Below are 22,085 nucleotides of genomic sequence, written 5' to 3'. Positions count from 1 at the left end.
GGCTTGTTACAACTGTTCGTCGAGCACTTTGGACAGCATGTCGACGAAAAAATCCACACTGCGCCGGGTAGTGACCATCGGCGGCTTGATCTTGAGGATGTTCAGATAGTCGCCGGTCGGCTGCATGAAAATGCCCAGCTCACGCAGACGGTCACATAACAGCGCCGTCTCCTGCGTCGCGGGCTCCAGGGTGTGTCGGTCACGTACCAGCTCCAGCCCCAGATAGAAGCCGGAACCGTGTACCGCGCCGACTAACGGATGACGCTCGATCAGCGCTTGCAGGCGTGTCTTGAAATATCCCCCCACTACCTGGGCGTTTTCCCACAGGTTTTCTTCCTCCATCACATCCAGTACCGCCATGCCGATACGGCAACTGACCGGGCTACCGCCCGATGAGGAGAAGAAGTAGCCCTCGGCTTCCAGGGCTTCGGCAATTTCGCGACGGGTGATCACCGCACCCAGCGGCTGCCCGTTGCCCATGCCCTTGGCCATGGTAATGATGTCCGGCACAACGCCCTGCTCTTCAAAGCCCCAGAAAAAATCCCCCATGCGGCCATAGCCCACCTGCACCTCATCGGCGATACACACGCCGCCCTGGGCGCGGACCAACCCATAGACCTGCTGCAAGTAGCCCGGCGGCAACGAAATACCACCGGCGTTGCCATACACCGGCTCGCAGATGAAACCCGCCAGCTGACGTTGGCTCGCGGCGATTTTCGCCAGGTTGTGTTCCACGCTTCGTACATAGTCAGGCGCACTGTCCGGCCCGCGGAACTCACCACGGTAGGTATTCGGCGCCGTCACCGGGTGCACCCAGTCCGGGCGGCTGCTCAGCGCCTGGGGATTATCGGCAATCGAGGTCGACACCGCGTCCGCCGCCACCGACCAGCCGTGATAAGCCTCCAGCACACTGAGCATGTCGCGCCCGCCGCTGTAGGCCCAGGCCAGGCGAATCGCCAGGTCATTGGCCTCGGTGCCGCTGTTGACCAGGAACACCCGGTCCATACCCTGCGGCGCCAGCGCCAGCAGGCGTTCGGAAAACTCGGCAATCGCCGCGTAGTGAAATCGCGAGTTGGTGTTGAGCAGTGACCATTGCCGCGCCGCCACCGCCGCCATCCGCGGGTGACCGTGGCCCAGCACGGCCACGTTGTTGAGCATGTCCAGGTAGGAGCGGCCCTGCATATCGATCAAGTGGTTGCGCCAGCCCCGCTCGATACGCGGCGGGTCGACGTAATAATGCTTCTGCGAGCGGGCAAAGCTGGCGTCGCGCCGGGCCAGCAGCGCCTCGGGGTCCAGCTCCGGCTCGGCGTCGCAGGCCAACCCGAGCAGCGCCGCCGGTGACGGGCACAACGCGCGCCACGCCGCCGCCCTGGAGGGGGCACAGAACAACGGCGGCTCAAGGTCGGCACGACACAGTTGCACGATCAACGGCCCGTGGACCTCACCGAGTACCTGCCCTTTCACGACCACTGCACCGGGATTGTGCGGCGTTTTCACGCCCCATACGCGCAGACTCAGGCGCTCGTCATGCACACACAGCACGCCGTCAGCGCCCTCGCGCAGGGTCCCGGCAAAAGGGGCTTCAACCACTGTGCCAGGGGGCAGATGCAATTCGACGTGCAGGGGAAAAGTGTCCGGCTCCACAGCGCTGTCCGGACGGGTACGCGACAATCGATATTGCCCATAACGGCTGGCCGCCTGCCCATGCACCGCTGCGGCGTCGTCCAGCAATCGCCGATCGATGCCAGGCGTCTCCCAGTTGCCCGCCTCGAAATGCGGGCTGAGCACGCCCAGGTCGATCAATGCGAATTCCCGCCCGACCAGCCCTGGCAGCAATGGGGCGAAATCCTGGCTGGCCAAGGCCGGCAAGGCCTCGCCGACTGCGTTGAGGATTGCCGCCTCCATCAATTCGAACGGCACCGATGTCGCAACGTGGAAAATTTCCCACTCGTGTTCGGCGTTCTTCAACAGGTAGGCGTTATCAGGGTCCAGGCGTCGCTGCTGCTCGCTGCTCAGCACCAACACCGCTGCGCGGGCGACGATCAACGGCCACAGCGCGCGCAACTCTTCACGCTGCAACGGCGTAACCGCGTGACACGCCCGGATCGCCGGCAGGATGGCAAACGGGTCGCCCTCGGCGTGGTGCAGCAGCGCGGCGCAGGTGACGGACAGGTCGGCAATGCGCCAGGTATGCACCAGGTCGCCGAAATCGATGACGCCCTGGACCTGCCAGTGCCGCCCCGCATCACGCAGCCAGACCACGTTGTCGTCGGTGATGTCCATGTGCACGGCCTGCCAGGGCAAGTGCGCAGCCAAAGGCCCGATATGCGCGTCGATCTGCCCGGCGACCTGTTCCAGCGCGGCGCGATGGGCAAGGTCGGGCAAGGCCGCCAGCAAATGCTTGATCAACGCCTGCGCGTGGCGCGGGTCCCATTGCAGGGTGCGGTCCAGGCCGGGATGGGTGAACGTGGCCAGCGCCAGGCTCATGCGCCCGCACAGGTCGCCAAAGCCTGCAATCACGTCGCGGCCCAGGTGAGGCAAACGAGTCAGCGGTTGGCCGTCGATGTAGTCCAATAGCCGCAGGTGCAGAGTCTGCCCATCGACGCTGATGGTCAGCAGTTCATCGCCATTGAGGGCCTTGATCACCTTGGGCACACGCACCTCTGCCTGCGCCTGCAGCGCATTGAGGGCGGCGTGCTGGGCCTGGAGCTCAATTGCAGCGTAGTCACCCCGGCAGATTTTCAGAACGAAGCGGCCCAGGGCGCTGTCAATCCTGAAGTTGAGGTCTTGTTGACTGCCCAATGACTGCAATGCGCCACTAAGGCCGTAATGTTGCTCAAGCAGATGGGCCGCCTGTTCCAGGCTCAACTGGGGGCACGGCAGGCTGGCACGATGGATCAATGTGGCGAGCAACATTGTGACGACCTCGGTTTTATCAGACGTCTATATCGCCATTGTTCGGGGGCGTTAATCAACCCCTCCTGCTCGCCGCGCTTGCGCCCGCTCGATTCACAACTCAAGCTATGCTTCTTTCGCTTAATGTCCGTCTAAGGAAAAGGCCCTCGACATGCGCATTCTCATCACCGGCGGTGCCGGATTTATTGGCTCGGCCCTGATCCGGCATCTGATCCAGCACACTGAGCACGACGTGCTCAACCTGGACAAGCTCACTTACGCCGGCAACCTTGAGTCGCTGGCCAGCATTGCGTCCAACAGCCGCTACGAGTTCGTCCAGGCCGACATCATCGACCAGGCCACCGTCAGCGCCGTACTGGCGCGCTTTGAGCCAGACGCGATCATGCACCTGGCGGCCGAGTCCCATGTGGACCGCTCCATCGACGGCCCGTCGGATTTTATCCAGACCAACATCGTCGGCACCTACAGCCTGCTCGAAGCCACCCGTGCCTATTGGCAGAAGCTGGCTGAACCGGCCAAAAGCGCGTTCCGTTTCCATCACATCTCCACCGACGAGGTGTACGGCGACCTGCACGGCGTGGACGATCTGTTCACCGAAACCACGCCCTACGCCCCCAGCTCGCCGTACTCGGCCAGCAAGGCAGCCTCCGACCATCTGGTCCGCGCCTGGCAGCGTACCTACGGCCTGCCGGTGCTGTTGACCAACTGCTCGAACAACTACGGGCCGTTCCACTTCCCTGAAAAGCTGATCCCACTGGTGATTCTCAACGCCCTCGCAGGCAAACCGCTGCCGGTGTATGGCGATGGCTTGCAAGTGCGCGACTGGCTGTTCGTCGAGGATCACGCCCGTGCGCTGCTCAAGGTGGTGACGACTGGGGTGGTGGGCGAGACCTACAACATCGGCGGCCACAACGAACAGAAGAATATCGACGTCGTACGCGGCATCTGCGCCCTGTTGGAAGAGCTGGCGCCGCAGCGTCCGGCCGGCGTGGAAAAATTCACCGACCTGATCACGTTCGTCAAGGATCGTCCGGGCCACGACCAACGCTACGCGATCGACGCCAGCAAAATCGAGCGCGAGCTGGGCTGGGTCCCGGAAGAAACCTTTGAGACCGGACTGCGCAAGACCGTGCAGTGGTACCTCGATAACCTGGAATGGTGCCGCAGGGTCCAGGATGGCAGCTATCAAGGTGAACGACTTGGCAACACTGACGTAAAGGATCTGATCGCATGATGAAGGGAATTGTATTGGCCGGCGGTTCCGGCACCCGTTTGCACCCCATTACCCTGGGCGTGTCCAAACAACTGTTGCCGGTGTATGACAAACCGATGATCTACTACCCGATCTCGGTGCTGATGCTGGCGGGGATCAAGGACATCCTGGTGATTTCCACGCCGGTGGACCTGCCGCAATACCGCAACCTCCTGGGTGACGGCAGCCAGTTCGGCGTGCGCTTCAGCTATGCGGAACAGCCTTCGCCGGATGGCCTGGCCCAGGCGTTCATCATTGGCGAGGAGTTCATCGGTGATGACCCGGTGTGCCTGATCCTGGGGGACAACATCTTCCACGGTCAGCACTTCGGTGATCAATTGCGCAACGCCGCGAAACGCCCATCCGGCGCCACGGTGTTCGGCTACTGGGTCAAAGACCCGGAGCGTTTCGGCGTGATCGATTTCGACAAAGAAGGCCGCGCCCTGTCGATTGAAGAGAAACCGGCCAAGCCTAAATCGAGCTATGCGGTGACCGGCCTGTATTTCTACGACAACGACGTGATCAAGATCGCCAAGGCCGTCCAGCCTTCGCCACGCGGCGAGCTGGAGATTACCGACGTCAACAACGCCTACCTCAAGCGCGGCGACCTGCACGTTGAACGTTTTGGGCGTGGCTTCGCCTGGCTCGACACCGGCACCCATGACAGCCTGCTGGAAGCGTCCACTTACGTGCAGACCATCGAGCACCGCCAGGGCCTGAAAGTCGCCTGCCTGGAAGAAATCGCCTACGACAACGGCTGGATTGATCGTGACTATTTGCTGGAACGCGCTAAATATTTCGGCAAAACCGGCTATGGTCAGTATTTGTACATGCTGGCCGGGACCCCTAAATGAATGTGAGCGCCACTGAGCTGCCTGGTGTATTGGTCATCGAACCGAAGGTATTTGGCGATGACCGCGGCTTTTTTTATGAGAGTTTCAACGCCCGCGAGTTTGAAAATGCCAGCGGGTTGAAACTTCAGTTTGTGCAGGACAACCACTCACGCTCGTTGAAAGGCGTGCTGCGTGGCCTGCACTACCAGGTCGAACACGCCCAGGGCAAACTGGTGCGTGTGACGGCTGGGGAAGTCTTGGATGTGGCGGTGGATATCCGCCGCAGCTCTCCTCATTTCGGTAAATGGGCCAGCGTGCGCCTGTCTGCCGAAAACAATCGGCAGCTGTGGATACCGCCGGGCTTCGCCCACGGTTTCCTTGTGCTGAGCGATTACGCCGAATTCCTCTACAAGACGACGGAGTACTACACGCCGTCGGCAGAGCGTTGTATTCGCTGGGACGACCCGGACCTCAATATCGATTGGCAGCTCGATGGCCCACCGACCCTGTCCGCCAAGGATCAGGTCGGTAAAAGCCTGAGGGATGCGGACCTGTTCCCGTGACAGCGCCCCTGAAGATATTGATCACCGGTCAGCACGGCCAGGTCTCCCAGGCGCTGCAGCAGCGCCTCCAGGGCCTGGGCGAGCTCATCGTACTGGGCCGCGACCAGCTTGATCTGGCTAACGCCGACCAGATTCGCCAACACGTGCGCGCTCACCGTCCCGACCTGATCATCAACGCCGCCGCCCACACTGCGGTCGATCAGGCCGAAAGCGAGCCGGACGCAGCCTTCGCCATCAACGCCACCGCCCCCGGCATTCTCGCCGAAGAAGCCAAGGCCCTTGGCGTCCCGCTGATTCATTACTCCACCGATTACGTGTTCGACGGCAGCAAACCTGCCGCCTATACCGAAAATGACCCGCCCAACCCACTGGGTGTCTACGGCCAGAGCAAACTGGCGGGTGAACAGGCGATTGCGGCCGTGGGCGGCAAGTACCTGATTCTGCGCACCAGCTGGGTGTATTCGAGCCACGGCAAGAACTTCCTGCTGACCATGCAGCGCCTGCTGCAGGAGAAACCGCAGATGCGTATCGTCGCCGACCAGATCGGCGCGCCGACGTGGGCCGGGACCATCGCCGACAGTACGCGTGCACTGATCGAGCGCTGGCAAGCCGGTGACGCCGGGGATTGGGGTGTTTATCACCTGACAGCCCAGGGTGAAACATCGTGGTTCGGCTTTGCCCAGGCCATTGGCGAAGCCCTGCGCGTGGCAGGCAAACCCTGCGCCGAACTGGAAGCGATCCCGTCGAGCGCCTATCCAACACCCGCCAGGCGCCCGCTGAACTCACGCCTCGATTGCAGCCACCTGCAGCAGCAATGGCACGTCAGCCAGCCGCAATGGCAAGACGCATTGCACGAGTGTCTTGCCAGGCAGCACTAGGCATAATGCGCCTGTACCCACAGGCGCACGATTCCCATGACCCCACCTCTTCCGCGAAGACCCCGCTGGCGTAGCCTGGCCCTGTTGGCGTTGTGCCTGGCGCCGCTGCTATGGCCGCTGGAACACTTGGCCGAGCGCTACTACCGCAGCGAGCTGGCCGGGCAGAACCGTCAGACCCTGGACCTGTACGTCGCCAACCTGTTGGGCACCCTGCATCGCTATGAAGTGCTACCGCAGATCCTCGGTGACCTGCCGGCCCTGCGCACCGCGCTGGATGCGCCGCAGATCAGCACCCACCTGGTCAACGCCAACCTGCTGCTCAAGGACGTCGCCGCCCAGGCCGGGGTGGAAGTAATGTACCTGATGGACACCACCGGCAAGACCCTCGCCGCGTCCAACTGGGATAAACAAGACAGCTTTGTCGGGCGCAATTTTTCCTTTCGCCCCTATTTCAGCGAAGCCATGGCCGGGCGCCTGGGGCGCTTTTTCGGGCTGGGCACCACCTCGGCCAAGCGCGGCTATTTCTTCGCCGCCGCCGTGCGCGATGGTGAGAACATCATCGGCGTACTGGTGGTCAAGGTCGACCTGGACCACACCGAGAGCCTGTGGGGCAACACCCCTGAACAACTGCTGGTGACCGACCACAATGGCGTGGTGATCCTCACCTCGCGCCCGCAATGGCGGTTCCGCGCCACACGCCCGCTGACCGCCGAAGAACGCCAGGCCATTATTGCCATCCAGCCCTACCCGACCCGTGATCCGCAGCCACTGAACCTCAGCAGCAGCGCCTGGCTGCGCCAATCCACCGCGATCGCCGAAACCGGCTGGAACGTGGAAATTCTCGCTCCCCAGTCCTTGATCAACCGCCCGGTGCGTACCGTGGTGGCCGTCGGCGGCGCGACATTGCTGGTGCTGATGCTGCTGCTTGGCTTGATGATGCAGCGCCGTCGCCATTACCTGGAGCGCATCGCCTTCGAAGCCAAGGCCCGCCGCGAACTGGAAATGCGCGTGGCCGAGCGGACCAGCGACCTGGAAGGCCTGAACCGGCGCCTCAAACAGGAAGTGCTGGAGCGCGAACACGCCCAGCAGGAATTGGTACGCGCCCAGGACGATCTGGTACAGGCCGGCAAACTCTCGGCGCTGGGCACCATGTCGGCCAGCATCAGCCATGAACTGAACCAACCCCTGGCGGCGATTCGCAGCTACGCGGAAAACGCTGAAGTGCTGCTCGACCATGAACGCACCGCCGATGCCCGCGGCAACCTCAAGTTGATCAGCGAACTGACCGGGCGCATGGCGTCGATCATCGCCCACTTGCGCGCGTTCGCCCGCCGCGACCGCCACGCGCCGGAAAGCGTGGCGTTGCAACCGGCGCTGGACGATGCGCTGGCGTTGTTGGGCAAGCGGCGGCGTTCGATGGAAGTGGAATTGATCCGCGACCTGCCCGAGGCGACCTTATGGGTACAGGCCGGTGAAACCCGTCTACGCCAGGTGCTGGGCAACCTGCTGGCCAATGCCCTCGACGCCCTCACCGAAAAAGGCCCGCCACGCAAACTGTGGCTGAGTGCCCAAACCACCGACCAGGGCGTCAACCTGTACATCCGCGACAACGGCCCGGGCTTTTGCATGGAAGCCCTGGGCCGCGCCAGCGAGCCGTTCTACACCACCAAGACACGCACCCAGGGCCTGGGCCTGGGCCTGGCCATCTGTGACACCCTGATGCGTGCGTTCGGCGGCGAACTGCTGTTCGCCAACCACAAGGAAGGCGGCGCGCTGTTAACCTTGAAATTGCGTGCCGGCTCGCCGGGCGTCAGTGTGCAACCGTCCGAGGACCGCAGTGTATGAGTATCGATAACCAGATTCAGGTGGTGCTGATCGACGATGATCCCCATTTGCGTCAGGCGCTATGCCAGACCCTGGACCTGGCCGGACTGAAAGTGCTGCCCCTGGGCGAAGCCAGCGGCCTCACCGCACGCCTGTCGCGGGACTGGCCGGGCGTAGTGGTCAGCGATATCCGCATGCCCGGCATGGACGGCCTGGAGCTGCTCGCCGAACTGCACGGCCAGGACCCCGACCTGCCGGTGCTGCTGATCACCGGCCACGGCGACGTGCCGCTGGCAGTGCAGGCGATGCGCGCCGGCGCCTACGACTTCCTCGAAAAGCCCTTCGCCAGCGACGCCTTGCTCGACAGCGTACGCCGCGCCCTGGCCCTGCGCCGCCTGGTGCTGGACAACCGCAGCCTGCGCCTGGCCCTCAGCGATCGGCAGCAACTGAGCACACGCCTGGTCGGGCATTCGCCGCAGATGCTGCGCCTGCGCGAGCAAATCGGTGCGCTGGCGGCGACCAGGGCCGATGTGCTGATCCTCGGCGAAACCGGCGCCGGCAAGGAAGTGGTCGCCCGCGCCCTGCATGATCTGTCGAACCGTCGCAGCGGCCCGTTCGTGGCGATCAATGCCGGGGCACTGGCCGAGTCTGTGGTGGAAAGCGAACTGTTCGGCCATGAACCCGGCGCGTTTACCGGCGCGCAGAAGCGCCGTATCGGCAAGTTCGAATTCGCCAACGGCGGCACGCTGTTTCTCGATGAAATCGAAAGCATGAGCCTGGACGTGCAGGTCAAGCTGCTACGGTTGTTGCAGGAACGCGTGGTCGAGCGCCTGGGCGGCAACCAGCTGATCCCGCTGGACATCCGCATCATCGCCGCCACCAAGGAAGACCTGCGCCAGGCCGCCGACCAGGGCCGCTTCCGCGCCGACTTGTATTACCGTCTCAACGTCGCGCCGCTGCGCATTCCACCGCTGCGCGAACGTGGCGAAGACGCGCTGATGCTGTTCCAGCACTTCGCCGACGAAGCCAGCAGCCGCCACGGCCTGCCGCTGCACGAGCTGCAACCGGGACAACGCGCCCTGCTGTTGCGCCACAGTTGGCCGGGCAATGTACGCGAGCTGCAAAACGCCGCCGAGCGCTTCGCCCTGGGCCTGGAACTGGCCCTGGACAGTACGCCGGACGATCCATCCGCCAGCACCCTGACCTCCACGCCTGGCGGTTTGAGCGAGCAAGTCGAACAATTCGAAAAAAGCCTGATCGCCGCCGAACTGACCCGCCCCCACAGCTCCCTGCGCAGCCTCGCCGAAGCCCTCGGCGTGCCACGCAAAACACTGCACGACAAACTGCGCAAGCACGGCCTGAACTTCGCCGACAGCGCCAGCCACAGCGCAGACGACGAATGATCCTGTCCACCCGCCAAGAGACCGCCATGAGCCGCGACAGCCGTTACCTGGAATCCATCCTCCATCACGACATCCCCCTCACTCGGGAAATGGGGCTCAAGGTGCTCGACTGGCAACACGACCAGCTGCAACTGCATCTGCCCTTGCAAGCCAATATCAACCACAAGAGCACCATGTTTGGCGGCAGCCTCTACTGCGGCGCCGTGCTGGCAGGCTGGGGTTGGTTGCACCTGAGACTGCGCGAAGACGGCATTGAAAACGGGCACATCGTGATTCAGGAAGGACAGATCAGTTATCCGTTGCCGGTGACGCAGGATGCGACGGTGATGTGCGCGGCGCCTGAAGAGAAGGTGTGGAAGCGCTTTGTGGCGACCTACAAACGCCATGGCCGGGCGCGGTTGGCGCTGCAGACGTGGGTGGTGAATGAGGGCAGCGAAGACCGCGCCGTAACCTTCACCGGCCAGTACGTCCTGCACCGCTAACCGCCATCACCGAAAACCAATGTGGGAGGGGGCTCGCCCTCGATAGCAGTGTGTCAGGCAACCAACTTCTGACTGTCACACCGCAATCGGGGGCAAGCCCCCTCGCACATTTTTAATTTGCGCAGGGCTTAAGATCTGGCCAGGCTCAACAAGCGTTCGCGCCATGCAGCCTTGGCCGGCAGCGCCAGAAAGAACGGGTTCAACAACGATTCCCGCGCCGGGTAGCTGAACGGCTTGCCGCTCAACTCCAGCACCTCGCCCCCCGCCCCTTCCAACACACCTTGCGCTGCCGCCGTGTCCCACTGCGACGTCGGCGCCAGGCGCGGGTAGCAGTCGGCACTGCCTTCGGCCAACAGGCAGAACTTCAAGGAGCTGCCGATATTCGCCAGTTTCAACTCCCCCAGGCCTTGGCTCAGCCCGTCCAGCAGACGCTCCTGCTCCGGGCTGGTATGGCGACGGCTGGCAACCACGGTAAAGGCTTCACCCGCAGCCGGAGTCTGGCGCACCTGGATCTGCCTGGGCGCGGCATTCACATCCGAGCGCCAAGCGCCCAGGCCTGCGCCGCCGAAGTAGCAACGACCGCTGGTGGGTATCGAGACCACGCCGAAGACCACACGGCCCTGCTCGATCAAGGCAATATTGACCGTGAACTCTTCACTGCCACTGATGAATTCCTTGGTGCCATCCAGTGGGTCCACCAGCCACCAACGCTGCCAGCCGGCGCGCACGCTCTGGTCGATGTCGGCGTCTTCTTCGGACAGCACCGGAATGCTCGGGTCCAGCGCCGTGAGACCCGCAAGAATCAGATGGTGCGCGGCCAGATCGGCGGCCGTCACCGGCGAATCATCCGCTTTGCAGGTCACTGCCACATCGGCACGCCAGTACGGCAGGATGGCTTCACCGGCCTGGCGAGCCAATTCAATGACAGGCGCGATAAACGGATGGCCGAGGAACAGTTCGCTCATAAGGTGAACACTCCACGCTGGGTCAGCAGGTCTCGTACCAGATACAGCGCGGCCAGCGCCCGGCCCTCGCTGAACTGCTCGTTCTGCGCCAGCGCCGACAGTTCACGCAGGTTGACCCGCTCCACGCGCATAGGCTCGGGTTCATCGCCTTCCAGGCGCTCTTCGTACAGATCAGTGGCCAGCACCACCTGGATTTTCTGGCTCATATAGCCGGGCGACAGCGACAGCTCGGTGATATGTTCCAACTGGCGTGCGCCATAGCCGGCCTCTTCCTTGAGCTCGCGGTCCGCCGCCGCCAGCACATCTTCGCCGGGCTCGATCAGGCCCTTGGGCAAGGACAACTCGTATTCATCGGTGCCACCGCAGTACTCTTCCACCAGCAATGCATGATCTTCGTCGATCATCGCCACGATCATCACTGCGCCGTAACCGGCACCACGGCCCACCAGACGTTCGTAGGTGCGCTCAACGCCATTGGAAAAGCGCAATTGCACTTCCTCCACGCGGAACAAACGGCTACTGGCGACTATTTCGCGGGCGAGGACGGTGGGTTTCTGGCGCATAAACGGCTCCTTGACGTGATCGGGTTACTATACCGTGGCTTTTCCGATTGTCTGTGTCGGATATCTTTACTTACATGAGAACGCCCCATGCCCTCTTTGCCCTGGCACGCCATCGACACCGTCCTGCTGGACATGGACGGCACCTTGCTCGACCTGCATTACGACAACCACTTCTGGATGGAGCACCTGCCGCAACGCTACGCCGAGCTGCACGGCGTGAGCCTGGCCATGGCGCAGATGGAATTGCAGCCGCTGTTCGAGCGTAACGCCGGACAGTTGCAATGGTACTGCCTGGATTTCTGGAGCGCCGAGCTTGCAATCCCGGTGCGCGAACTCAAGCTGGAAACCGCCCACCTGATTGCCCTGCGCCCGGACGCCGATACTTTTCTGGCAGCGATCAAACAGGCCGGCAAGCGCGTGATCATGATCACCAACGCTCATCGCGACTCATTGTCATTGAAGTTGGAGCGCATCGAGTTGGCACCGTACTTCGAACAACTGATCAGCTCCCACGATTACGGTTTTCCCAAGGAGAACCCGCAGTTCTGGGAAGCGCTGCAAGCAGACATCGACTTCGACCCGGCCCGTAGCCTGTTTATCGACGACACCTTGCCGATTCTGCGCAGTGCCAGGGATTTCGGGGTAGGCCATTTGCTGGCAGTCAAAGAGCCTGACAGCAAAAAGGGGCCAAAGGACACTGCAGAGTTCGCGGCTGTCGAGGATTACCGCGATCTCATTGTCGGTATCTAAATCTATGTGGGAGGGGGCTTGCCCTCGATAGCGGTACATCAGAAATACATCCAGTGACTGACACACTGCCATCGGGGGCAAGCCCCCTCCCACAGGGTTGTTGTGCGTATTACTCAGGGATACGCAGCGTCTGGCCTGGGTAGATCTTGTCCGGGTGCGACAACATCGGCTTGTTAGCCTCGAAAATCTTGTTGTACTGATTGGCGTTGCCGTACACCGTCAGGGAAATCGCGCTGAGGGTGTCGCCTTTCTTCACCACCACGAAACGCGCAGCGGCAACCGCCGGGCCGGAGACGGTGATCTTGTCTTCAACACTGCCGACACCTGCGATGTTCCCGGCCGCCAGGATGATTTTTTCTTTCTCTTCCTGAGTCGCGACTTCGCCCGTTACGGTGACTTTGTCACCCTCAACGGTGGCCTGCACATTCGGATTTCCAAGGCCGACCTTGGAGATGTGGTCCTTCAACTGCTCACTCGCGTTCGCATTACCCGGCGTCAGCAGATCAATCAATTTCTCGCCTGCTTCCTTAACAAAACTGAAAATACTCATGGTGCGCTCTCCTTGGGTTTAAGTGCCTGATGCCCAAGACTAGACCAGTCCCAGGGATTTGGGTTCCAGGCCATCCCTACCCGCAAACCGAGCCCTGATCGACGCCATCTATCAATACATCAATACTGGCAATTAGACGCGACGCTTTGTCGCGCCTAGTCTGAACACTGATCAATCCGCCGGTGGTAACTGCCTCATGAACGCCAAGCGCCCCACCTGCGCGGCGCCCGCCCTCGAAACGCCAGCGCCCGCCGCCAGCCAGAGCTATCAGTACAGCAATCTCGAACACACCGACGTCGGCCGTACTGCGCTGGCCGAAGAGGTGGCGTTGGCGATTGCCTATAACGACATCAGCCAGGCAGTCATGCTGGTAACGCCGACCGACCTGGAAGATTTCATTGTCGGTTTCAGCCTTGGCAGCGGCATCATCAGCGACGTTAGCGACATATACGACCTCAAGCTCAGTGGCGCGGGCTCCGCCCAGTATGCCCAGGTACAGATTTCCAGCCGTGCATTCTGGAACCTCAAGCAGCAGCGCCGCCAATTGGCTGGTACCAGCGGCTGCGGCCTGTGCGGTGTCGAAGCGGTGGAGCAGGCCTTGCCCGACCTTCAGGTGCTGCCCGGCGCGCCCTTGCCACCGGCCGAATGGCTTGATGGCCTGCGCCAGCGCATCAGTGCATTCCAGCCACTGGGCCAGCACAGCGGCGCGGTGCATGCGGCGGTGTTTATGAATGATCAGGGCGAATTGCTGATGGGCCGCGAAGACATCGGCCGGCATAACGCTCTGGATAAATTGATTGGTGCCTTGATCCGCCAAAAGATTCCGACCGACGGCGGCCTGGCGATCGTCACCAGCCGCTGCAGTCTCGAATTGATCCAGAAAGTCCTGCGCGTGGGCATCCAGACCCTGGTCAGCCTGTCGTCGCCCACCGGCCTGGCCCTGCAATGGGCGCGCCGGCATAACCTAAATCTCATCCACCTGCCGCAGAAAAGCGCGCCGCGGGTCTACAGCCCTGCGATGGAGTACCAGCCATGAGCCTTCACCACCAAGCCGACCAGACCCCAACCCCACGCTACAAGCCCTATAAGGGCCCGGCCGGCGGCTGGGGCGCGTTGATCAGCGTGGCGCAAGCCTGGCTGACCAGCGACAACGCGCTGAAAAACCTGCGCATGATGCTCAAGACCAACCAGAACGGCGGCTTCGACTGCCCGGGCTGTGCCTGGGGCGACTCGCCGGAAAGCGGCATGGTCAAGTTCTGCGAAAACGGCGCCAAGGCCGTCAACTGGGAAGCCACCAAGCGCCGCGTGGACGCGGCCTTCTTCGCCAAGCACAGCGTTACCGCGCTGCTGGAACAAAGCGATTACTGGCTCGAATACCAAGGCCGTCTCACCGAGCCCATGCGCTACGACGCCGAGACCGACCGCTACCAGCCCATCAGTTGGGAAGCCGCGTTCGACCTGGTCGGCAAGCACCTCAATGCCCTGCCCAGCCCGGACATGGCCGAGTTCTACACCTCGGGCCGCGCCAGCAACGAAGCCGCCTACCTGTATCAGCTGTTCGTGCGCGCCTACGGCACCAATAACTTCCCGGACTGCTCGAACATGTGCCACGAAGCCAGCGGCGTCGCCCTGGCACAGAGTGTGGGCGTGGGCAAAGGCACCGTGACCTTTGATGACTTCGAACACGCCGACGCGATTTTCGTCTGGGGCCAGAACCCCGGTACCAATCACCCGCGCATGCTTGAGCCGCTGCGCGAAGCAGTGAAACGCGGCGCCCAGGTGGTGTGTATCAACCCCCTGAAAGAACGTGGCCTGGAGCGCTTCCAGCACCCGCAACATCCGCTGGAAATGCTCACTAACGGCGACAAGCCGACCAATACTGCCTATTTTCGCCCGGCGCTGGGCGGCGATATGGCCATCCTGCGCGGCATGGCCAAGTTCCTGCTGCTGTGGGAGCGTCAAGCGCTGGCCGAAGGCAAGGAAGCCGTGTTCGACCATGGCTTCCTCAATGAGCACACCGTTAACGTACTGGACTATCTGGGCCAGATCGATGACACCTCCTGGGAGGAAATCGTCGAGCAGTCCGGCCTGACACTGGTGGAGATCGAGCAAGCCGCGCGCATGTATGCCAAAGGCAAGAACGTGATCATGTGCTGGGCGATGGGCATCACCCAGCACCGTCACTCGGTGCCGACCATCCAGGAAATTGCCAACCTGATGTTGCTGCGTGGCAACATTGGCCGCCCAGGTGCGGGCCTGTGCCCGGTACGCGGCCACAGCAACGTGCAGGGCGACCGCACCATGGGCATCAACGAGCGCCCACCGATGGCGTTCCTCGACTCACTGGAGCGCCGCTTCCAGTTCCAGGTGCCGCGTACCAATGGGCACAACGTGGTCGAAGCCATCCACGCGATGCTCGAAGGTCGCGCCAAGGTGTTTATCGGCCTGGGCGGCAACTTCGCCCAGGCCACGCCCGACAGTACCCGCACCTTCGAGGCGTTACGCAACTGCGACCTGACCGTGCAGATCAGCACCAAGCTCAACCGCAGCCATCTGATGCACGGTAAAGACGCCCTCATCCTGCCGTGCCTGGGCCGTACCGACATCGACATTCAGGCCGACGGCCCGCAAGCGGTGACGGTGGAAGACTCGTTCAGCATGGTCCACGGCTCCAATGGCCAGTTGCAGCCGCTGTCGAAACTGATGAAATCGGAGCCTGCGATCCTGGCCGGCATCGCGGCCGCGACCCTGGGCAGCAAACCGGTGGACTGGAACTGGCTGGTCGCCGACTACGGCCGCATCCGCGACCTGATCGCCGATACCATTCCAGGCTTCAAGGACTTCAACGAGAAGATCAAACATCCCGGCGGCTTCTATCTGGGTAATTCCGCTGGCGCACGCCGCTGGAACACCCCATCGGGCCGCGCCAACTTCCGGCCGAACGTCCTGCCCAAGGACCTGATTCACGAGCGCACCCATGCCACAGGGCGGGTGCCGGACCTGATCATGCAGTCGATGCGCTCCCACGATCAGTACAACACCACGATCTATGGCCTGGACGACCGTTATCGTGGGGTCAAGGGGCAACGGGATGTGCTGTTCGTCAACGAAGCCGACATCATCCGCCTGGGCTTCAAACCGGGGCAAAAGGCAGACATCATCTCGTTGTGGGAAGACGGCCGTGAACGCCGAGTGAAAGGCTTTACCCTGCTGGCGTTCGATATTCCGGCCGGGCAGGCGGCGGCTTACTATCCGGAAGTGAACCCTCTGGTGCCATTGGAAAGCACGGGCGACGGGAGCCATACGCCAACGTCGAAGTTCGTCGCGATTCGTTTGGAAGCAGCGAGTGACACTGGCTTGATCATGGCGCGCTCGGCCTGATTCGGTTCGGCAGACAAGCCACCGTCCGTACTTGAAATGCATTTCAAATGTGGGAGCGGCTTGCCCGCGAAGAGGCCAGCATCCTCAACACACATTTTACGGGCACAAAAAAAGGCCGCTTTTACATAAAAGCGGCCATTGCTAAGTAACTAAAGACTCGTAAAAACGACTTAAGTTCCCTATACAAAACAGCAACTTAGCAAATTGTATACAACTGCTGCCACCGGTCGGATTTCGATTGTCAGCGTCTCGATACAACCTCAGGATCGCGCCGTCATCCCCTTGAGGTTTCCCTGAATGAAGTTCTCCTCGATTCTCTTGTTGTCCCTTGGCCTGGTCAGTGGCGCAGCCATGGCCGGTGGCACCACCGAAGCCGGTGTGGGCGGCGCATTGGGCGGGGTGCTAGGCTCGGTCGTCGGCCAGCAGTTGGGCGGCAACACCGGTTCGGCCATTGGCGCCGCGCTGGGCGGCGCGGGCGGTAGTGCGGTCGGCGCCGACAAGCGCAGCCGTGGCGAAGCCGCCATTGGCGGCGCACTGGGCGCAGCCGGCGGCAACGTGGTAGGCCGCAGTGTCGGCGGCGGCACCGGTGCCCTGATCGGCTCGGCGGCCGGCGGTGGCGCAGGTGGCGCGCTGGGCAACTACATGGGCAACAAGAGCGATGACGATGACCGCCGTTACCGTGGCCGTGACGACCGTCGCTACTACCGCGATGATCACCCGGGCCGCGGTCATGCCTATGGTCATCGCAAGAACAAGCACAAGCGCCATCATCGCTATGATGACTAAGGCCTGACGAAAATCCCATGTGGGAGGGGGCTTGCCCCCTCCCACATTTGGTTCTGCAGCGTTTGCGGGACCGAGTCAGGCTACCAACCGCTGCAACGCCTCGCGCAACAGCCCCGGAATCGTCACCGGCTGGTTCGACGCTCTATCCACAAACACATGCACAAAGCGCCCCGCCGCGCAGGCCTCTTGCTCGCCAGCCTTGAACACCGCCAGCTCATACTGCACCGAACTGTTGCCCAGCTTGCCCACCCGCAAGCCGATTTCGATGCGCTCGGGAAAAGCGATCGACGCAAAATAATCACACGCCGAACTCACCACAAACCCAACCACTTCACCGTCATGGATATCCAACCCGCCTTGTTCGATCAGGTAGGTATTCACCGCCGTGTCGAAGAAGCTGTAGTAGGTCACATTGTTCACATGGCCATACACATCGTTATCGTGCCAGCGCGTGAGGATCGGCTGGAAGTGGGGGTAATCGGCACGTTGTGGCACTGAGTCAGGCATGGGCACCTCGGGTGAAAGTGGGTTTACAGCTCATTCAAATGGGCCTCGGCCCACTCGCGTACATCGGCGTAGGGGTAGTCCTCCAGTGCGGCGAAACCGGGAATGCCCCGCGCCTTCAACTTGGTGAACAACGGCACGCTGATCCCGCCCAGAAAGCGCGTCAGCCGTTCCGCACCCGGTAATTGGCCGGTGTGCTCATGATGCCTGTGGATAAAATCACCGCACAGGCCCATGAAGTTTTTATCCACAAGCGGCGGCAAGCTCGGCGGCGCCGGCAAGTGCGCGACATGCCCGTGGCACACCGAGCAGTGCCCACAACGCTGCGGCGCGTTTTCATCGCCAAAATACTGCGCCAGACGTTGCCCAAGGCAGCGCTCGGTGGCAAACAGATCGAGCATGGCGTGAATTCGCGCCACCTCCGTCACTTCGTGTTGCTTGAAGCCTGTGTATAACTCGGTGCTCAGCACCTGTGCGTCGAAATCGGTATTCAGCAAGCTGTAAACCTCGGTCATCTGCTTGCTTTCCAGCTCGATCAGGCCCTGCTCCTGGAAGTAATCCAGCGCCTTGACCACTCGGTTGCGCTCGGCATTGTGCTGCTGATACAGCGCGTCGAAATCCACCGTTGCCCAGGTTTTTGCACGCTTGCACACCTGGATGATCGCCGCGACAAATTGCTGCCGCTCGCCGGAGAAACGCGCGAGCAAGGCCTCGGGTTCGATCAGGTACTTGAAACGGTATTCGGCATAAAACGCGTAGCGCGGCGCGATCACGCCCTTGAGCTCCAGTTGTACCAGCAGCGTCTTCAACGGCAGCTCGCGAATATTGCTGTGGTCCGACAAAGACCTCAGCAAAAACTCCCACTGGCCCTCGCCCCGTGCGGCTTGCAACTCCTCCAGCACTCGACGGATACCCTCCTGCTCCGGCGTATCGCCGTACACGAAGTTCTCCAGCACATTGAGGCTGTCGCGGTTGGCCAGCACCAGGCAGTCGGAGGGCCGCCCATCACGACCGGCCCGGCCGATTTCCTGGCTGTAGTTCTCGATGGATTTGGGCAGGTCGAAGTGCACAACGTTGCGGATGTCACTTTTGTCGATGCCCATGCCAAACGCGATGGTGGCGACGATGCAATTGGAGCGCCCGCCCATGAAACGCTGCTGGATGCCCTCGCGTTTATCGTGGGGCAGACCGGCGTGATACGCCTCGGCCTGGATGCCATTGCGGTTCAGGTGCTCGGCAATCTGCTCGGCGGTTTTCTGCAGGGTGACGTACACGATGCTCGGCTGGTCGGCCCGCTCGCTCATCCATTGCACAAGGCGACGGCGCTTGTCCGCGCCGCTCACCGGCTCCACCAGCAAGTTGAGGTTGGGCCGGTAGAAGCCGGTGGTAATCACGTCCTGCGGCGCAATCGCAAACTTGCCCTGCATATCGGCAATCACGCTGGGAGTCGCGGTGGCCGTCAGCAGCAGCGCCTGCGGGATCTTGAACTGGCGCTGGTAGTCCGGCAGCTTCAGATAGTCCGGACGAAAGTTGTGGCCCCATTCGGAAATGCAGTGCGCCTCATCCACCACCAGCAAGGAGATCTGCACGCTTTGCAGGAAGTTTCGAAAGCGCTCGTTCTTCAAGCGCTCCACTGAAATCATCAGGATTTTCAGCTCGCCCGAACGCGCACGGGCCATCACATCGTTGGCATCATCACGGCTCTGGGCCGAATCGATACTGCCCGCTGAAATACCGTGGCGCTTCAGGAAACCCAACTGGTCCTGCATCAACGCCAACAGCGGCGACACCACCAGCGTCAGGTGCGGCAGCAGTACGGCCGAAAGTTGATAACACAGCGACTTGCCAGACCCGGTCGGGAAAATGGCCGCTGCCGAACGACCGGCCAATACGGCGCTGACCGTTTCTTCCTGGCCCGGACGAAACTGCGGATAACCGAAGACCTGCTGGAGGGTGTCGTGCATAGGCTGTCACTCCATTGACCGTTGAACATGGCTTAAAAACGTAGCCCGGAAAGCTCAGCGGATCGAGAAAGGTCGCATGGAAAAAAGAGACAGGATGATACACAGGCTGGGAGATGGCCCAGGGCCGAAGTAGGAATATTCCAAAGTAATAGCAGGAAAACACAGATCCAAATGTGGGAGCGGGCTTGCTCGCGAAGGCGGTGATCAGTCAGCATATTTGATACTGACGGACCGCGTTCGCGAGCAGGCCCGCTCCCACAGTTTAGAGCTTCACTCAGGCAGGATCAGCGATTCTGCACCCGCTCGATCGCCGTGTCGTACACCGGATTGGCTTTCTGTTCCTTGGCCAACTGGTAGTGACGCAACGCATCGGCAAACTGCCCTGCCGCTTCGTAGATCCGTGCAATGTTGTAGTAGGCACCCGCGCGTACGGTTGCCGCATTGGCACCCGTCGCCAGGGCAATGGCCTTGCGGTTGGCCCAGATCGACTCCGCGGTATTGCCTGCCTTCTGATATGCCAGGCCCAGATTGCCGTAGGCCTTGCCGAAGCCATTGTCCAACTCGATGGCCTGGCGGAACAGGTCGATGGCCTGGTCAAGGTTCCCGGCCTGATAGGCCGCTTCGCCTTGAACGTTCAGACGCTTGGCATCGGTTTGGGCCGAAGAGCTGACCGCGACAGCCGCCACCGCAACACTGTCATCCAGTAACGGTTTGACTTCATTGAGCACATTCGCAGCATCCACCATCACGCCGTTGAAGGTGTTGATGTCCTGGAAGTCGCCGCTGCCGGTCATGCGAAACACGGTCCACAGGTTACCGCTGCGGTTTTTCGGCACGTAGTAGGTGCGCACCAGGGATTGGCCCATGTACACAAACACCTTGGCTTCACTGTTGGACAACTGGCGCGAACCTGGATTGCCGCCGTTGCTGTAGTCATGCACGGCGTAAACGTAGCTTTCGCCGTAGTGCTTCTTCTGCAGGGTGATGGTTTCCGGGCCGTAGCTGTCGGTGTCGTCCACGTCCAGCTCGGCGTCGGTGCCAGTCTTGTTCTCGAAGTAGATATTGTTGCCGGGGAAGATCATATGGGAGTCGAGATCGTCCGGCGTCTGGCCCCAGGTCAGCACCACGCGCAGACCATCGAGGTTTTCCATGACCGGGCTGACGGCATAGGTCATGCCCTTGCACGGGCATTTCACCACCAGGTTGGAGTAGCCCGGTTTCTTGATGATCAATAGATTGCTGGCGTCGTCAGCCGCCTCGCTGGTCAGCGTCACCTGCCCCTGGGCGTTGGTGCGGCCTACAACGTTCTGCGCACCGTTGCGTTGCAACAGCACCTCGGCATCGGCGATCTTCTGGTCCTTGACCACCGCGCTGAGCACCTCGATCGGCAACTGCTCGGCCTGGATCGAAAAAGCCACCGCACACAATGACATCGCCGAAGCGACACGAAGCAAACCCATGCTTAACTCCCTTTAAGTAGAAGGCGGAATCGCCCTACAAGATTTTGCGGTGAAACATACGCTGAATTCAGCGCGCTGGCGGATTTTTTATAAGGAATGTGACGTGGTTTTTATCCTGCCTTTCCCTTGATGCATTGCGCTACAATCAAAGCCTTGCTAACCAGGAGTACGCTGCAATGAGCGAACTGACTTTTGAGCAAAAACAGGATCACTATCACAAGATCCGCCGTTCCAATTACCTGGCCAGCCTGCGCCTGGAAGGGTTCGACACCCAACCGGCCGACGTCGACAAACCCTTGCCGACCCGCGAAGCCGTGCTTGCCAAGTACCGCAATACCCCGCGCTGATGCTCGACAAATACGGGGTGGGCCAGGACCCATACTGCTACCCCGGTAGCAGCGTCCTGTGCAACCGCCTCGATTTGCTTGACGAAACCAGCCTGCACGAGGCGGAGCGGGAATTATCTGAAATCGCCGCAGGTAATCTCGCCCTCTTCCCGCCGCCTTATGACCTCAACCGCTTGCAACACATCCACCGCATCCTGTTCGGCGACATTTACGACTGGGCCGGCGAACTGCGCAGCGTCAACCTCCAGAAAGGTGACACCCTTTTCTGTACCCCAGAACGCATCCTGCCGGAAGCTGCGAAGATCATTCGGCGTATGGAGGAAGCAAACTGGTTTATCGCCATTAGCCAGGCCGAACTGGTAAAGCAGGTTGCCGAGGCTTACGGCGACCTCAACGTCATTCACCCCTTCCGCGAAGGCAACGGCAGAGCGCAACGGATTTTGTTTGAACAAATCATCGTAAATGCCGGATTTTCGGTGAACTGGTGGCTGGTGAAACACGCGTCGTGGGTACCCGCGAATATTGATGCGGTGGCGTGTGATTATCGGGGGTTGGAGGCGATTTTTGAGCGGTGTATCAGCAAGCCTGTCAGTGGGTGATTGCATCACGAACGATTAAACCATCTGTTTATTGCCCAATAACACACTCACTTCTAAGGTTCGTT

Annotated in this window: 20 protein-coding genes; 13 read left to right on the top strand and 7 right to left on the bottom strand. The window is 61.4% G+C overall.

Annotated features, from left to right (window positions below; genetic code table 11):
* Positions 1–6: 6 nt before the first annotated feature.
* On the bottom strand, positions 7–2,916 hold the full coding sequence (locus CIB54_RS11240; protein ID WP_101219805.1) for an aminotransferase: 2,910 nt from the start codon (positions 2,914–2,916) through the stop codon (positions 7–9).
* A 151-nt stretch (positions 2,917–3,067) separates the two neighbouring features.
* Between CIB54_RS11240 and rfbB the strand changes: the two genes are divergently transcribed.
* Genes rfbB through CIB54_RS11205 form a run of 7 tightly spaced genes read left to right on the top strand, consistent with a single transcriptional unit; the run spans position 3,068 to position 10,151 of the window.
* Positions 3,068–4,150 carry a dTDP-glucose 4,6-dehydratase gene (rfbB, locus tag CIB54_RS11235; protein ID WP_065950050.1) on the top strand — a complete coding sequence of 361 codons (1,083 nt, stop codon included), beginning with the start codon at positions 3,068–3,070 and terminating at the stop codon, positions 4,148–4,150.
* Positions 4,147–5,022, top strand: coding sequence for a glucose-1-phosphate thymidylyltransferase RfbA (rfbA, locus tag CIB54_RS11230; RefSeq protein ID WP_065950049.1), 876 nt, complete (start codon positions 4,147–4,149; stop codon positions 5,020–5,022). Before rfbB ends, rfbA begins: the two co-directional genes overlap by 4 nt.
* Complete coding sequence (gene rfbC / locus CIB54_RS11225; RefSeq protein ID WP_065950048.1) at positions 5,019–5,564, top strand: dTDP-4-dehydrorhamnose 3,5-epimerase; 546 nt, start codon at positions 5,019–5,021, stop codon at positions 5,562–5,564. The genes rfbA and rfbC overlap by 4 nt, the downstream gene beginning before the upstream one ends.
* Positions 5,561–6,442 (top strand): dTDP-4-dehydrorhamnose reductase, encoded by an 882-nt coding sequence (gene rfbD / locus CIB54_RS11220; RefSeq protein WP_101219804.1) that lies wholly within the window; start codon positions 5,561–5,563, stop codon positions 6,440–6,442. Before rfbC ends, rfbD begins: the two co-directional genes overlap by 4 nt.
* A 36-nt stretch (positions 6,443–6,478) precedes the next feature.
* Positions 6,479–8,287 carry a sensor histidine kinase gene (locus CIB54_RS11215; protein WP_065950046.1) on the top strand — a complete coding sequence of 603 codons (1,809 nt, stop codon included), beginning with the start codon at positions 6,479–6,481 and terminating at the stop codon, positions 8,285–8,287.
* A complete protein-coding gene (locus CIB54_RS11210) occupies positions 8,284–9,669 on the top strand; it encodes a sigma-54-dependent transcriptional regulator (RefSeq protein ID WP_101219803.1) in 1,386 nt (461 codons plus the stop codon). The genes CIB54_RS11215 and CIB54_RS11210 overlap by 4 nt, the downstream gene beginning before the upstream one ends.
* 26 nt (positions 9,670–9,695) lie before the next feature.
* Positions 9,696–10,151, top strand: a complete 456-nt coding sequence (locus tag CIB54_RS11205; RefSeq protein WP_101219839.1) for a thioesterase domain-containing protein — start codon at positions 9,696–9,698, stop codon at positions 10,149–10,151.
* A gap of 128 nt (positions 10,152–10,279) precedes the next feature.
* Here CIB54_RS11205 and cysQ read toward each other — a convergent pair whose 3' ends face one another.
* A complete protein-coding gene (gene cysQ, locus CIB54_RS11200; RefSeq protein ID WP_101219802.1) occupies positions 10,280–11,116 on the bottom strand; it encodes a 3'(2'),5'-bisphosphate nucleotidase CysQ in 837 nt (278 codons plus the stop codon).
* On the bottom strand, positions 11,113–11,679 hold the full coding sequence (nudE, locus tag CIB54_RS11195) for an ADP compounds hydrolase NudE (protein WP_065883206.1): 567 nt from the start codon (positions 11,677–11,679) through the stop codon (positions 11,113–11,115). Before nudE ends, cysQ begins: the two co-directional genes overlap by 4 nt.
* A gap of 87 nt (positions 11,680–11,766) precedes the next feature.
* Here nudE and yrfG point away from each other — a divergent pair, with 87 nt between their 5' ends.
* Positions 11,767–12,429: a GMP/IMP nucleotidase gene (gene yrfG, locus CIB54_RS11190; protein ID WP_101219801.1), complete on the top strand. Its 663-nt coding sequence runs from the start codon at positions 11,767–11,769 to the stop codon at positions 12,427–12,429.
* A 109-nt stretch (positions 12,430–12,538) separates the two neighbouring features.
* Here yrfG and lysM read toward each other — a convergent pair whose 3' ends face one another.
* Entirely contained in the window at positions 12,539–12,979 is a 441-nt protein-coding gene (gene lysM / locus CIB54_RS11185; RefSeq protein WP_101219800.1) for a peptidoglycan-binding protein LysM, read from the bottom strand.
* 196 nt (positions 12,980–13,175) lie between these two features.
* Here lysM and fdhD point away from each other — a divergent pair, with 196 nt between their 5' ends.
* The 3 genes from fdhD to CIB54_RS11170 all read left to right on the top strand — a co-directional run bounded on the left by fdhD (position 13,176) and on the right by CIB54_RS11170 (position 17,146).
* A complete protein-coding gene (gene fdhD / locus CIB54_RS11180) occupies positions 13,176–14,015 on the top strand; it encodes a formate dehydrogenase accessory sulfurtransferase FdhD (protein ID WP_101219799.1) in 840 nt (279 codons plus the stop codon).
* Complete coding sequence (locus CIB54_RS11175) at positions 14,012–16,360, top strand: FdhF/YdeP family oxidoreductase (protein WP_065950040.1); 2,349 nt, start codon at positions 14,012–14,014, stop codon at positions 16,358–16,360. The genes fdhD and CIB54_RS11175 overlap by 4 nt, the downstream gene beginning before the upstream one ends.
* A 297-nt stretch (positions 16,361–16,657) precedes the next feature.
* Positions 16,658–17,146: a glycine zipper domain-containing protein gene (locus CIB54_RS11170; protein WP_065950039.1), complete on the top strand. Its 489-nt coding sequence runs from the start codon at positions 16,658–16,660 to the stop codon at positions 17,144–17,146.
* 75 nt (positions 17,147–17,221) lie between these two features.
* Here the strand turns inward: CIB54_RS11170 and CIB54_RS11165 are convergent, their stop codons facing one another.
* From CIB54_RS11165 to CIB54_RS11155, 3 genes are all read right to left on the bottom strand, one after another.
* Positions 17,222–17,653 carry an acyl-CoA thioesterase gene (locus tag CIB54_RS11165; protein ID WP_101219798.1) on the bottom strand — a complete coding sequence of 144 codons (432 nt, stop codon included), beginning with the start codon at positions 17,651–17,653 and terminating at the stop codon, positions 17,222–17,224.
* Positions 17,654–17,676: 23 nt separating this feature from the next.
* On the bottom strand, positions 17,677–19,614 hold the full coding sequence (locus CIB54_RS11160) for a RecQ family ATP-dependent DNA helicase (protein WP_101219797.1): 1,938 nt from the start codon (positions 19,612–19,614) through the stop codon (positions 17,677–17,679).
* A 284-nt stretch (positions 19,615–19,898) separates the two neighbouring features.
* A complete protein-coding gene (locus CIB54_RS11155) occupies positions 19,899–21,074 on the bottom strand; it encodes a tetratricopeptide repeat protein (protein WP_101219796.1) in 1,176 nt (391 codons plus the stop codon).
* Between the two features lie 176 nt (positions 21,075–21,250).
* On the opposite strand from CIB54_RS11155, the gene CIB54_RS11150 reads away from it, so the two are divergent.
* Both CIB54_RS11150 and CIB54_RS11145 read left to right on the top strand, forming a co-directional pair.
* On the top strand, positions 21,251–21,421 hold the full coding sequence (locus tag CIB54_RS11150) for a YhfG family protein (protein WP_003236014.1): 171 nt from the start codon (positions 21,251–21,253) through the stop codon (positions 21,419–21,421).
* Complete coding sequence (locus CIB54_RS11145) at positions 21,421–22,020, top strand: putative adenosine monophosphate-protein transferase Fic (protein ID WP_065933407.1); 600 nt, start codon at positions 21,421–21,423, stop codon at positions 22,018–22,020. The genes CIB54_RS11150 and CIB54_RS11145 overlap by 1 nt, the downstream gene beginning before the upstream one ends.
* The last annotated feature ends 65 nt before the right edge of the window (positions 22,021–22,085 follow it).

This window comes from Pseudomonas fluorescens, from assembly GCF_002837185.1.
In the GTDB taxonomy this organism is placed as follows: Bacteria; Pseudomonadota; Gammaproteobacteria; order Pseudomonadales; family Pseudomonadaceae; genus Aquipseudomonas; species Aquipseudomonas fluorescens_AM.
Note: the sequence above shows the minus strand (reverse complement) of the source record. Positions and strands in the feature narration are given on the sequence as shown.

Coding starts and splice junctions, on each gene's coding strand:
- CIB54_RS11240 (WP_101219805.1), bottom strand. CDS start 2,916: ATGTTGCTCGCCACATTGATCCATCGTGCCAGCCTGCCGTGCCCCCAG.
- rfbB (WP_065950050.1), top strand. CDS start 3,068: ATGCGCATTCTCATCACCGGCGGTGCCGGATTTATTGGCTCGGCCCTG.
- rfbA (WP_065950049.1), top strand. CDS start 4,147: ATGATGAAGGGAATTGTATTGGCCGGCGGTTCCGGCACCCGTTTGCAC.
- rfbC (WP_065950048.1), top strand. CDS start 5,019: ATGAATGTGAGCGCCACTGAGCTGCCTGGTGTATTGGTCATCGAACCG.
- CIB54_RS11215 (WP_065950046.1), top strand. CDS start 6,479: ATGACCCCACCTCTTCCGCGAAGACCCCGCTGGCGTAGCCTGGCCCTG.
- CIB54_RS11210 (WP_101219803.1), top strand. CDS start 8,284: ATGAGTATCGATAACCAGATTCAGGTGGTGCTGATCGACGATGATCCC.
- CIB54_RS11205 (WP_101219839.1), top strand. CDS start 9,696: ATGAGCCGCGACAGCCGTTACCTGGAATCCATCCTCCATCACGACATC.
- cysQ (WP_101219802.1), bottom strand. CDS start 11,116: ATGAGCGAACTGTTCCTCGGCCATCCGTTTATCGCGCCTGTCATTGAA.
- nudE (WP_065883206.1), bottom strand. CDS start 11,679: ATGCGCCAGAAACCCACCGTCCTCGCCCGCGAAATAGTCGCCAGTAGC.
- yrfG (WP_101219801.1), top strand. CDS start 11,767: ATGCCCTCTTTGCCCTGGCACGCCATCGACACCGTCCTGCTGGACATG.
- lysM (WP_101219800.1), bottom strand. CDS start 12,979: ATGAGTATTTTCAGTTTTGTTAAGGAAGCAGGCGAGAAATTGATTGAT.
- fdhD (WP_101219799.1), top strand. CDS start 13,176: ATGAACGCCAAGCGCCCCACCTGCGCGGCGCCCGCCCTCGAAACGCCA.
- CIB54_RS11175 (WP_065950040.1), top strand. CDS start 14,012: ATGAGCCTTCACCACCAAGCCGACCAGACCCCAACCCCACGCTACAAG.
- CIB54_RS11170 (WP_065950039.1), top strand. CDS start 16,658: ATGAAGTTCTCCTCGATTCTCTTGTTGTCCCTTGGCCTGGTCAGTGGC.
- CIB54_RS11165 (WP_101219798.1), bottom strand. CDS start 17,653: ATGCCTGACTCAGTGCCACAACGTGCCGATTACCCCCACTTCCAGCCG.
- CIB54_RS11160 (WP_101219797.1), bottom strand. CDS start 19,614: ATGCACGACACCCTCCAGCAGGTCTTCGGTTATCCGCAGTTTCGTCCG.
- CIB54_RS11155 (WP_101219796.1), bottom strand. CDS start 21,074: ATGGGTTTGCTTCGTGTCGCTTCGGCGATGTCATTGTGTGCGGTGGCT.
- CIB54_RS11150 (WP_003236014.1), top strand. CDS start 21,251: ATGAGCGAACTGACTTTTGAGCAAAAACAGGATCACTATCACAAGATC.
- CIB54_RS11145 (WP_065933407.1), top strand. CDS start 21,421: ATGCTCGACAAATACGGGGTGGGCCAGGACCCATACTGCTACCCCGGT.